Genomic DNA, 12,341 nt, shown 5'->3' with positions numbered 1-12,341 from the left:
CAAACTTAGGTAGGATGCGCGAAGTGTTTTATAAATTCAAACACTTCGCGCTCAGCTTTCTCATGCTTTTCGTGCAAGCAAGGACGATTGGGAAACGGTGGGTATCAACAATAGCTTTCGAACAATCAGAACATCAGTCGCTGAGTTTCAAAAGCTACCCCAGCTTTACAGGGAAGAACTATGCAGTCTTTGGTTGATTTTTTAAACGGGATAATCTGGAGTCCCGCTCTAATTTACTTGTGTCTTGGTGCTGGCCTTTTTTATTCAGTGCTCACTCGTTTTGTACAGGTGCGTCATTTCTTCGAAATGTGGCGTCTATTACTTTCCGGTAAAAGCTCAGAAAAAGGGATCTCCTCATTTCAAGCTTTAGCGGTTTCACTTTCTGGTCGCGTTGGTACGGGTAATATTGCCGGTGTCGCTGCGGCTATTGGTTTTGGTGGTCCAGGCGCAGTTTTCTGGATGTGGATGGTTGCGTTTTTTGGCGCAGCAACAGCCTATATCGAATCCACGCTCGCTCAAATCTATAAAGAAGAAGATGAAGGGCAATTTCGTGGCGGCCCAGCTTATTACATAGAAAAAGCGATGGGACAAAAATGGTACGCATGGATCTTTGCTATTGCGACTATTTTCGCTTGTGGTGTTCTTCTACCTGGTGTTCAATCGAACAGCATTGGTAATGCAGTAGAAACCGCATTCGGCACAGGCGCTATGATTGACACTGCTATCGGTACCATCAGTTTTGCTAAAATTTTCACTGGTGCAGTTATTTCCGTCATTCTTGCGTTCATCATTTTTGGTGGCGTAAAACGAATCGCAAACTTCACACAAATCGTTGTGCCATTTATGGCTCTAGCGTACATCATCATCGCGTTCGTGATTATTCTGCTTAACATCGGTGAAGTACCGGGGATTGTTAGTATGATTATTGGCGATGCATTTACCCCAATGGCAGGCTTCGGCGCGGCAATTGGCTGGGGTGTAAAACGTGGCGTCTACTCTAACGAAGCAGGCCAAGGTACTGGTCCACATGCAGCTGCAGCAGCAAACGTTGATCACCCAGCACAACAAGGTTTAGTGCAATCTTTCTCTATCTATATTGATACGCTTCTAGTGTGTTCTGCGACAGCATTTATGATTCTTATCACAGGTGCGTACAACGTTCATGGTCCAGAGAGTACGTTCTTGGTACAAAACCTTGCCGAAACCGTTGGAGCCAATGGTCCTGCGTTTACTCAGCTAGCTATCGAAAGCACAATGCCTGGTGTTGGTAAGCTATTTATCGCATTTGCACTATTCTTCTTCGCATTTACGACCATTCTGGCGTACTACTACATTGCAGAGACAAATATCGCTTACATTCGCCGTACTTTCAAAATCAACGGATTGATGTTCATCTTGAAACTCGTGCTAATTACATCTGTGTTTTATGGGACAGTGAAAGCGGCTAACCTTGCTTGGGCTATGGGTGATGTAGGTGTTGGTCTGATGGCATGGTTAAACATCGTGGGCATTTTGATCATCTTCTTTATTGCCAAACCAGCAGTCATTGCACTCAAAGATTATGAGAAACAGCAGGAGCAAGGTGTAGAAGAGTACACATTCAACCCTGTCGCACTTGGTATTAAAGGTGCAGACTACTGGGAAGGTCGCTACGAGCGTAAAACAGGTAAAAAGCCTGACGCGCCTCAAGAGGCGGGCTCCGCATCCACTCAGACACAGACATCTTAATTAAGAATTGATGTTCACTTTGGGTAGGTATCTGCCTGTGCAGGGATGACATGAAACCTGCTCATCGCATAAAAAAAGGGGTAGCTTAGCGAGTATACAGTAAAAAATATGTCTATTTGCGTGTGAGTGAATGATAGCCCTTTACTGACAATGCTTCTTTTAGGTCTATAAAGCGTACATACTATGTATGATGGTGTGGACGCTTTTTTTTATCCCTGAAGGCTTAGCAAGGCGATGGTCTCACTGCGTGAAGACCATCACCCTGCCAAAAGGGTATTTAAGGGAATGATGGTCAAGAAAAATCATAAAGCCACTCCTGACGCTCGCACAGTTCACTACTCGCTAGGCATTTATGATTTTTCTTGACCATCCGCTGAAACACGTTTTTGGACAGAACCGATTTAGAGCAACCTGTCAGAGCTGATTACATCGTGGCTACAGAACTGACAGATTGAATCCAGACTAATCCAATTTATACCAACTGGGTTATCTTTACTTTAATAGCTTTCATTAACCAGCTATTGGTTTATGAGCGTATTTTTGATTGATGGCAAGATGTAACCTAGATACTCATCCCGAACCCTTAAGCTACATGTTTTAGATAGTTCAAAGTCAATGGTATGCCCATCAACGTAAATTGAACTACTAAGCTTGTCTAGCTTATATTCCTTGCCTTCTATAAGCTTTTCCAGTGCCTGAAACGCATCTTTTATGCTCGTTATTTCGATACTAGCTTTCGCCGCTCTGTCTATGACTACGCGGCTAACTTTTACCTTTCCAGTGCCTTCAAGCTTTGCGTTAAGATCACTTTCGAGTACACATCTAAACGCTTTCAAGCTCAACTCTGGGTTACTAAAGCCCATCTGAAAGTCAAACAGTCTCGTGAAGCAATCCAAAAACGTCCTCGTCGACTTTGGTGAGTTATAAATCACCATCAATAGTTTGTTTGTATCTAGAGCCTCGATATGAAAGCTGATGTTTCTATAGGTGACGTACGAAATCTCATCGATAACATTACCAAATTGGTCATAGGTCTCATCGTTAAACTCTACTTTTTCAGAGTACGTAGCGTGAAGAGCTTCCGATTCATTCAGCGAAACGCCGTGAAATGTAAAGTCATGCTGCTCATCAGATTGCTGCCTTAATTTAGACATTATTTCTGAGACGCTCTTTTTACTATTTATCAGTAGTAACTTCAGCCTCTGACGACTCATTTTCGTCCCCCCCTTGAGTTTCTGCTACGATTTCATCGACTATCGTACGTGCAGTATCTTCGATAAGCCTAGATATCCGTAGCTCTTCTTCGTTGTCCAGCTTTGATGAGTTTTTGTTGTATTTTCCTTTCCCTTGATACTTGAACTTTCCTCTAGTTACATACGCGAAATCTTCAAAAGTTTCAGGCTCACTAAACATTGCTTCCATTACATAGATATCCGAGTCGACAAGCTCCTCTTCAAACTTCCATCGGATCTTGGAAATATAAAATCCACGACCATATAAATCCTGAAGTTCATCAGACTTTAGTACACCTTCACCTTTCAATGAGCCTCTACTGATGTGTATACCAGAATCTCCAGAGTCCTCTTCATCATCTGTTGGTTTGGGGTGAAATAAATAAACATCCGTAACGTCTCTCACCTTAAAGCCATTCATGCCATAGATTAACCGCTGAAAGAACTTAGTCCGCATATCAGCATCGTCCACTGAAGCTAAATTAATACGAGTAGAGTCGAATTCCTCACCTGCCTCTTCGGCTGTCAGTGCGATAGACTCGCGAATGGTTCTCTCGTACTCTTTCACTTTTGGATTGTCGGGATATCTTACTGTGTAACCAGAATCCGTTTTCTCGATTGTGATGGTCGCTTCTTTCTTAACAATTTGCTTAAACTCAGATTTTGTATAATCTGGCGTTTCATACGTTATATCAACAACATAATTACCGTGCTCATCTTCACGCCAAAGACACAGATCATCTTCTTCAGTGACTTGTTTCTTTAGGACTTCTAGTGCCGTCTCTAAAGAGTCTGTGTCCACTACTGTCGCATAGTCGCTAGTCGTCGTTTTTTCTTTACGCTGCACCACGCCCATCGCTGTCGCTATTCTTTGATGGTCATAGTAGTCATGGTTGTATTTAGAAAATTCACGAGCAAGTGCTTCTCTTTTGGTTTCAATCGAGATGATAACGCCTCGTGAAAGGAACAAATCCCTGAGTTCAGGATTGTTAATCTTAGAAGTGTTGAGCGCGTCAAACAAAGCCTTATCAGTGACGCTATAAAGATAATTTTTATGCATGAACACCCTTCCAACCAATATCTTCGGAGTTATAGAACTCTATCTTGTAAGGAATTAACTCCAGTGTAATATTGAGTCTCTTCTTCATTTCTTTGTCATAACCCCACTCGTGGGCATACTTTTCCAGCGCTCGATTAAAATGAGAACGAGCTGAACCACTGGTTTCAGTGTGAGGTACCTTTAATCGAATCTTGTTTTCAGTGTTCAATAGCTGGTACTTTGAGAGCAAATCTAAGAGGTAAAGAAATTCATTATCGGTATTTGCTTGTCGATTGTAGTAAACAATGTAACCTGGATCGTATACAGCTTTAATCTGACCACCAACGATATCATGTACCTCATCATGCTTGATGATTATGAAAGGTGATGACAACATTTCGATAGTCGCTGGCAGATATTTCTCCGAAGAGACGACCTTATGGAAGGTCAACTCTGGGTAGTAAAAACCAAACTCTGTTTTTGGAAACGTACTTTGACGCACCATATCGTTAATATCAGAGGCAATTGTCATCCAATAGTTAATCTGAAGTGGTTCGATAAAGTGTAGTTTTTTATCTTTAGGAACAGGTATCTTTGAAAGCTGAACAGGCTTAGGTAACCTACCTGTTTGACCTTTCTCTCGCTTGGGTGGGTAAAAAAAGTCGTAGAAGCCTTTCTGGTATTGATTATCGTGGTTATAAACAAACAGTAAACCGCGGACTTCAAAATCACCCGCAGGAATTAGGTATTTATCTTGCCAGTGCGTACTATTACCGGCGCAATCAATCGTCTTCGCCAGAGATGTCAAAGCTTCTTCTATCTTCGCAGGGCTTATTGAGCCCTTACCGTAGCTTTTTAAATCGGTATTAAAAAGGACGTTTTTGTTGCTATAAGGATCTTTGTAACCCCAAACGACATCAACAGGGTGGGTGTGCTTCTGGTTTTTGTTTTTGTCTAAGTGCTTTTCCTGTTTTCTACATGGAAAGTCTTGGTCGTAAGGACCATATTGCTCCCATTTAAAAATGCTTAACAAATTGGAAGATACAACTTTCGCGATCTCCTCACGAGGCCCGTTTTCAGCCATTAATTCTAACCCTACTATTGATAATTAAATTTACTCTAAACTTAATTGTATAATATGCAAATGATTGACTCTCTTCTAGTGGCTAGCTCAATGTACCGTCAAGTTTTTCTCTAGATTGGGTTTGTCTTGTCTAAAGCGGCAACGTAAAATTGCTCAAACTAACTTTGGGGCAGAAACGTGCTAAGAGGTGTATGGTTAAGGGCTAGATAATCTAGGCTACCCGATTTTGGTTCTGCACTTAGGGCTGGCAACAATGACCTCACCCCAATGCCCTATTAATTTTTTAATTAGGATAGACTGACACCTTTTAACATTGCGGCGATAATCGAGTTTTCAGGCTTTTGGTACTGCCCTGCGCAATAGGTAAGGTGTCCATACCCCTCTGCCTCATGTTTATGATCGGCAGCCAAGTGGCTTGCTAACCACTTACCTTGAATGGATGGAACGGTATTATCGTCATCAGCGTGCCAGACAAAGGCATTACTATGGGAGAGTTCTTTGACATCAAACCCCCAATCAAAACAAGTGTCTTGTGCAGTTTCCCATGTAGAACCAGAAGTTCCCCTAACAACGCCACGCTTAAGGGATGCATGAAAGCGCTCTACTAGCTCTTTATCAGCTTCTACTTTTGGAAAACCTTTCCTAAGTACACCTGTAGCAACGCTTTGAGGCAACATACCAAATACAATTCGGAAGATACTAAAATACCAACCCATACTGTATTTTTTAAGAGAGCTAGAGTGTGGTGTTTGACCAGTGCCTATTGTGCTAGCAAAGCCCAACTCTTTGTTAAGTGCTGTAGGAAGTAAAGGTGCATTTAGACCCAAGCCTATAACTCTATCTGGATAAGTTAATGCTGTCGCCATCGCATGTGGAGTACCTTGCGAATGCCCGGTGATATAGAACTGTTCTACATTTTCAGCTTTAAGCACAGCAGCTAAGTCTTCACTGGCCCACTCAACAACTTTCCGACCGGGCTTCTGATCGGTAAAGCCACAGCCAGGCAGGCTAATCGCTATACCTTTAACATTAAGTTCTTGGCAAATATTTGCGTAAGTTGCTTTTTCAAATCCAGCTTCAAGTGCAGAGCCATGCATATTGATGACGACTTGAGCCCCCAATTGTTCGCTACCATAAACGGCATAAGCGATAAGGCGACCATCATCCGTCAAAGCATACTTCTGACCAGCTTCTTCAATTTCCTGTGTGGATATGGAGCGCATCCCTTTTTCCCTGATTCTAACCCCTATATGGTTAAATGTAAGAATTAGGGCGAAAAGAAGAAAGATGATAGTGAGAAGTAAACTCATGTTTATCCCTAAAATCCATTTTATGGACGAATAATTGTTAGCTAAAATAATGAGGAATGAACGCAACCAACTGATAGTTGTACAGTTTAAATGCTTTTTGAACTAAACCGCTGTACTGCAGAAAAACCTTTATGGTATCCCTTCCTCGAGTCTATATAATTAATCAGTTTCTGCATAATATTGAAACTTTTTCATTAAATTCATTATTACTGGATGAGTTTAATGGCTTACCCGTTCAAGTTCCTCTTCTGAAACACGTTTTGGGGGCATTTTCGTGTTTCATACCCCGTCCGCACGCCTCTGGACAAAAGTTAGAAAATCACGAATAACTTTAGGTAATGGAAATCTACTGAAAGTACAGTCGACCACTGATTATGCGGATAGGATTATGATGAGCAGCTACTAATTACACCGTTCTGAGAATTGCCTGCCGAAACTGAGCTGCTATGTATAGCGTTAGGATTAGTGGTGTCCTTTTCAAGCAGCCTAACAATAGGTGTTTATACCATAAACGCCAACGTTACTTCAGCTGTATCTTTTACAGAATCTGCATACTCTTGATAATGAGCCACTAGCTGGTTAATCAAAACGTCAACTAGAAGCAATGCACTTACTTTTGAAGCGAACGCACCACCTGTTAGAGGTCCTTCAGGTCTTGCCGCAACAAGCACTTCATCAGAAGTCACTGACAGAGGGCTATGTCGAATGTTAGTTAAACTCACTACGGGGGATAGTTGACTAGCTGCTCTTTTAGCTGTGTATACTATATCTTTAGTAGAGCCGGAGCTTGAAACCGCAAACCACAAGTCACTAGATTTCGATTTGACTGCACGCATCGCTGCAAGATGGGTGTCTTCAAACATGATGGAGTGTTTACCAATTCGAGTTAAGCGAAAAGTCAAATAACGGCCAACAATACTCGATGCACCAACACCGACACAATTAATAGTTTCTGCTTCATGAATCATTTGGCAAATTCGGTCAATCTGCTTTCGGTCTATCAATGCTCCAGTATCTTGCAGACTGGTAATCGCACTTTGGGCTGCAACGTCAATGAGATCAGCCGCCTCATTCACGGAGTTATTAGTTTTTTGTATTTGCGGCTGGCTGAGTTCAATCGCAAGTCCCATTCGAAAGTCTGAGTATCCTTTAAAACCAAGGTCTCTACACAAGCGAATAACGGTTGCTTCACTTGTCACCGTACCTCTTGCTAACTCAGTTATAGTAAGGTACTGAACACTATCTGCGTTAGATAAGATAAAACAAGCCACTTTTTTTAGTTTGGGGCTATAACCTTCCAAACCATAACGAAGGCGAGATAGCAAATTAATTTTAGGTTCTGAGTTCATAGTGCTTTATGTTTCATAAGTGACTTTTAGAGTATAACGTAATTCAAAATAATAAGAACCTAGCGAATGCTAGGCTCTTGTCAATATCTATTGCTATAAGTGATATTTCTCTATTATTTGATTCTTATAGGTTTCAGCCTGAGTTCCATAAATCAACTGAATGCCATTGCCAGAGCGAATCACCCCTTTTGCTTCGAGTGATTTCCAAATATCATCACTAGCGGGTAGTTCGCTGTCTTTCACTGTAATACGTAGACGTGTAATACAAGCGTCAATCGAAGCAATGTTATCTTTACCACCTAAGTTAGTCACAATATCGTCGATCAGCTCAGTATCTTTACCATTATAATCCTTACGGGTGTACAGCTTATTCTCAGCATCATTACGACCTGGGGTTGAGTAATTAAATTTTCTAATCATAAAGCTAAATACGAAGTAGTAAATCACTGCGTAAACCGGACCAAGGATCAGAATCCATTGATATGATGTCTTCGCAGTTCCTTGTAACAACCCAAAGAAGGTAAAGTCAATAATCCCACGAGAGAAAGTAATCCCTACAGCGACATCTAACATGTGCATCAACATGTAAGCAATCCCCTCCAACACAGCATGTACCGCATACAACGCAGGAGCAACAAATAAGAACGTAAACTCTAGTGGCTCAGTAATACCGGTTAGGAACGACGTTAATGCAGCTGATATCAAGATACCTTTGACTTTAGCTTTATTCTTATCGTCTGCACAACGATACATAGCCAGCGCAGCTGCCGGTAGACCAAACATCATTGGCAAGAAACCACCTGTCATTGTACGTGTTGCTTCTGAGCTGAAATGAACCGTTGTTGGATCTGCCAGTTGAGCAAAGAAAATCTTCTGACCACCCGCAACCATTTCGCCAGCAACTTCTTGTACACCGCCTAGTTCTGTATACCAGAATAATGGGTAAATCGCATGATGAAGACCAAATACATTCAAAAGTCGCATCAATGAACCGTAGAGGAATGTACCAATGTAGCCCATAGCAGAGAAGGCTTCTCCAGCAAAGACGATTGATTTGAAAATTGGTGGCCAAATAAATGGAAATATAAATGCCAATGGAATAAAGAACAGCATTGTCATAACAGGTACTAAGCGGTTACCGCTAAAGAATGCTAAGTAATCTGGCAGGGTTACGTTTGAGAAACGATTAGTAATAAATGCTGATAGAAGACCACATGTAATACCACCAAACACCCCTGTTTGTAGCGTAAATATTCCAAGCTCTTTAGTATACATCGAGGCTAAACCAACCGCCTCATCTGGATTCGCACCAGCGGCAATAAGCCCTTCAACACTTGTAGTCTCTGGTGTTAAGCCTTGGAATCCAAGTACCGTTCTGATTACGGTGTGGAATAGCAAGAACCCAAGCACAGCTGATAGTGCAGCTGTCTCTTTATTATTGTTTGCCATTCCAATTGCTACACCTACGGCGAATAGCAATGGCAAGTTAACAAACACGAATAGGCCAGCCTGGAAACAAAGTACCAAAAACTGATTAGCAACTGTCCCAGGAGCCAAGAATGTTAAATTATAAGTTTCAATGAGTGGCCCACTCGTGAATGCCCCACCAACACCAAGTAAAATACCTGCCATTGGTAAAACAGCAATGGGCAGCATAAATGCCCGTCCGATCTTTTGTAGTACAGAAAAGATACCGTTCATGTATCCTCCAAACCCTTTGGTTTATTAAAATTGTATTTAAACCGCTGTGCAGCTTCCCTTAATCGAGTTGATTATCAACATGGAAAAAATATTCTTCAATGATGATGAAGAATATTTGTGATCAATTTAAAAAAAATTATTTTCATAAAGGTAAAAAATAATTTTTAGTGTTATAACTACCCCCACAAACAGATTTTTGTAAATTAAATTCATATAAGAGGCGAGTAATGAAAAACTGGGACATCACTGAAATAGTCAAAATACTAGCTCAAACTATAGTTGTATCTATTCAGCCAGTTGACGGAAGTCCACTCGACACTACGGAGTTTGTTGTTGCTATGGCAAAAGCAGCTGAAGCAGCAGGTGCACCAGCATTAAGAATCGAAAGTGCTGAACGTGTGGCCGCTGTAGCAAATTCTGTCTCCATTCCTATCATTGGCATTATAAAAAGAGATTTACCTGAGAGTCCTGTACGTATTACGCCTTTCGTTGAAGACGTAAGAGCATTAGAAGCAGCAGGTGCAGCAGTTATTGCTTTCGATGCAACAGATCGAATCAGGCCAGAGGCTCGTGAGGCAATTGCACAGGCGATCGTTCAATCTAATTGTATTGGTATGGCTGACTGTGCTGAATTTGCTGACGGCTTATGGGCTCACTCCCAAGGTATTGAATTGATTGGCTCTACTTTGTCTGGCTACACTAGTGAGACTACACCAGTGGACCCTGATTTCGAATTGGTAAGGAAGTTTGCGAAAGCTGGGTACCACACAATGGCAGAAGGTAGATTTAATTCTCCAGATCTGTGTAGGAAGGCAATACAAGCAGGTGCACTATCAGTAACAGTAGGATCAGCACTAACTCGTTTAGAAGTCGCTACATCATGGTACCTTGATGCCACCGCAAACGCCGTAAATAGCTAACCCAGAAAGGAGAGCATCATGTTAAAAGCGATTACGGCAGATACTTTGTTTGATGGTACACACTATTTAGAACGCCACGCCCTACTGTATGATTGTTCAAAGATTCATAGTGTAATCCCAGTCACAAAAGTTGATTCTAATATAGATTTGATTGATTGCGGTGACGCTGTCATTACTCCTGGCTTTATCGATATCCAAGTCAACGGAGGCGGAGGTGTGATGTTCAATGATGTCCAATCTGTTACAGCGATTAAAACTATTATAGAAGCGCACCGTAAAGGTGGTACGACGCATATACTACCTACTTTGATAAGCGAAACGCCATCAATCATGAGTGATGCACTAAGAGCAGTTGAGCAAGGCATAAAGCAGAAAACTAGCGGCTTACTAGGTATCCACTTAGAAGGCCCTTGGTTAAACTCTGTAAAAAAAGGTGCTCATGACGAAAGTAAGTTTTATAGTCCGACCATTGAACAATTAAATGCTTTCCCTTGGTTATCACAAGGAATAAATTTCATCACTTTAGCACCCGAGAAAGTAGAATTAGAGTGTATTAAATGGCTATTAGATAAGGGCTGCATCATAGCCGCAGGGCATACAGATCTTATCGAGCAAGAGCTAGTTGACAAGCTTGAAAGTATTCATGGTTTTACTCACCTGTATAACGCAATGTCACCCCAAACTGGGCGTGATCTTGGGGCAGTAGGCATCGCGTTAAATGATGATAACTGTTGGGTATCTTTCATTGCTGATGGGATTCACGTACATCCTCAAAACTTGTTAATGGCTATCAAACTAAAGCCAAAAGACAAAATGGTACTTGTAACTGATGCTATGGCCTCAGTAGGAAACCCTGATGAGATCTTTACACTTAATGGGCAAAAAATCAGACTCAGCTCTGGTAAATTAGTTAACGAAGCTGGCAACCTCGCTGGTGCACATATCACCATGGCACAATCTGTAAAAAATCTTATTGATTGGGGCATTGATCCAATTCATGTCTATCAGATGGCAAGTACTAACCCTGCCCATGCATTAAATCTTGAAAAAGAACTTGGTTACCTTAAAGCAGGGTATCGAGCGTCAGCGACAGTCCTAGACAAAAATGGTAAACCAAATTGTGTTCTAGTTGAGGGAACCTTGTACAGGTTTTAGATGATTATTGCAGGTCACTCTACTCCCCCTATTTCTTTGAGTGGCCTTTTTTCGCAGTAATCAAATATTAGAAAATATAGGTCAATATAAGCATACATGTTTAGTGAAGAGCATCTACTCTAAGCGGTTTTGGGGCATAAACGTTCTAGCAGTGATCGTGCTGGCACGTCTCTGGACAGAACTTTCGGATGGTATTTATCCTTCAAATAACTTTTGGTATCTCAAATCGAGTTTGCACAACAGAACAATAATCATCTCTACAAGGAATAGTCGGGGGAATTTCTTATCTCATATCTATTTTGTGTTTTCCAATGCTATGCAATACATCTGAAGCGGTCCTTTCAGCATGCTGATACCTAGTGCTTCACGATCACTATTGCAGTTCATCGCCAAAACGTAGCCATGTAAGTAGTCAGCTAGCAGACTTATACCATTCATAGTAGCGACTTCACCTAGCGACAGAGGCTTGACCACTTGCTCAAACTTTTCATAAAACACCTCTGCTGGGCCATACACTTCCATACTCAGCGTGGTTTCCAGCAAACCGGGATAATCGGCATGTAGGCTAAGGTAGCTGGTGCACAGCTTGTATAGCTCTGATTCCCAATCGTCACTTACGATAGGCTCATAGATATCTTCAACCAGTGAGGTAGTTATCGCCTCTAGCAGCTTGTATTTGTTTTCGAAGTAGTAATAGATCGCCATCGCATCTACGTTCAGGTTAGTGGCGAGTTTACGAATACTGGGGATCTTTCCTTCTGCCTTCATCAAGGATTTAGCCATATCCAAAATGGCATCAGAACTCAATTGGTTACCTGATCCT

Annotated in this window: 10 protein-coding genes; 3 read left to right on the top strand and 7 right to left on the bottom strand. The window is 41.6% G+C overall.

Annotated features, from left to right (window positions below; all coding sequences use genetic code 11):
• Positions 1 to 180 precede the first annotated feature (180 nt).
• Positions 181 to 1,728, top strand: coding sequence for an alanine/glycine:cation symporter family protein (locus L2W36_RS25625; RefSeq protein ID WP_198558212.1), 1,548 nt, complete (start codon positions 181 to 183; stop codon positions 1,726 to 1,728).
• A gap of 518 nt (positions 1,729 to 2,246) precedes the next feature.
• Here L2W36_RS25625 and L2W36_RS25620 read toward each other — a convergent pair.
• The 6 genes from L2W36_RS25620 to L2W36_RS25595 form a co-directional block, all read right to left on the bottom strand.
• Entirely contained in the window at positions 2,247 to 2,882 is a 636-nt protein-coding gene (locus L2W36_RS25620) for a hypothetical protein (RefSeq protein WP_017046385.1), read from the bottom strand.
• A 22-nt stretch (positions 2,883 to 2,904) separates the two neighbouring features.
• Complete coding sequence (locus L2W36_RS25615; protein ID WP_038882855.1) at positions 2,905 to 4,020, bottom strand: hypothetical protein; 1,116 nt, start codon at positions 4,018 to 4,020, stop codon at positions 2,905 to 2,907.
• Positions 4,013 to 5,083 (bottom strand): hypothetical protein, encoded by a 1,071-nt coding sequence (locus L2W36_RS25610; protein ID WP_104038403.1) that lies wholly within the window; start codon positions 5,081 to 5,083, stop codon positions 4,013 to 4,015. Before L2W36_RS25610 ends, L2W36_RS25615 begins: the two co-directional genes overlap by 8 nt.
• A 287-nt stretch (positions 5,084 to 5,370) precedes the next feature.
• Positions 5,371 to 6,306 carry an alpha/beta hydrolase gene (locus L2W36_RS25605; protein ID WP_236111929.1) on the bottom strand — a complete coding sequence of 312 codons (936 nt, stop codon included), beginning with the start codon at positions 6,304 to 6,306 and terminating at the stop codon, positions 5,371 to 5,373.
• Positions 6,307 to 6,893: 587 nt separating this feature from the next.
• Positions 6,894 to 7,742, bottom strand: coding sequence for a MurR/RpiR family transcriptional regulator (locus tag L2W36_RS25600; protein ID WP_236111928.1), 849 nt, complete (start codon positions 7,740 to 7,742; stop codon positions 6,894 to 6,896).
• Positions 7,743 to 7,835: 93 nt separating this feature from the next.
• The gene (locus tag L2W36_RS25595) at positions 7,836 to 9,443 is read right to left on the bottom strand and encodes a PTS transporter subunit EIIC (RefSeq protein WP_236111927.1); all 1,608 of its coding nucleotides are present in this window, start codon (positions 9,441 to 9,443) and stop codon (positions 7,836 to 7,838) included.
• A gap of 227 nt (positions 9,444 to 9,670) precedes the next feature.
• Here L2W36_RS25595 and L2W36_RS25590 point away from each other — a divergent pair, with 227 nt between their 5' ends.
• The gene (locus L2W36_RS25590; protein ID WP_236111926.1) at positions 9,671 to 10,363 is read left to right on the top strand and encodes a putative N-acetylmannosamine-6-phosphate 2-epimerase; all 693 of its coding nucleotides are present in this window, start codon (positions 9,671 to 9,673) and stop codon (positions 10,361 to 10,363) included.
• An 18-nt stretch (positions 10,364 to 10,381) separates the two neighbouring features.
• The gene (gene nagA / locus L2W36_RS25585) at positions 10,382 to 11,518 is read left to right on the top strand and encodes an N-acetylglucosamine-6-phosphate deacetylase (protein WP_268980859.1); all 1,137 of its coding nucleotides are present in this window, start codon (positions 10,382 to 10,384) and stop codon (positions 11,516 to 11,518) included.
• Positions 11,519 to 11,812: 294 nt separating this feature from the next.
• On the opposite strand, the gene L2W36_RS25580 is transcribed toward nagA, so the two are convergent.
• Entirely contained in the window at positions 11,813 to 12,325 is a 513-nt protein-coding gene (locus L2W36_RS25580; protein WP_236111940.1) for a TetR/AcrR family transcriptional regulator, read from the bottom strand.
• Between the last annotated feature and the right edge of the window lie 16 nt (positions 12,326 to 12,341).

Origin of the sequence: Vibrio sp. McD22-P3 (assembly GCF_021568915.1) — a bacterium.
GTDB lineage: Bacteria > Pseudomonadota > Gammaproteobacteria > Enterobacterales > Vibrionaceae > Vibrio > Vibrio mediterranei.
The sequence above is the reverse complement of the archived record's forward strand: the minus strand, read 5'-3'. Positions and strand labels throughout refer to the sequence as shown.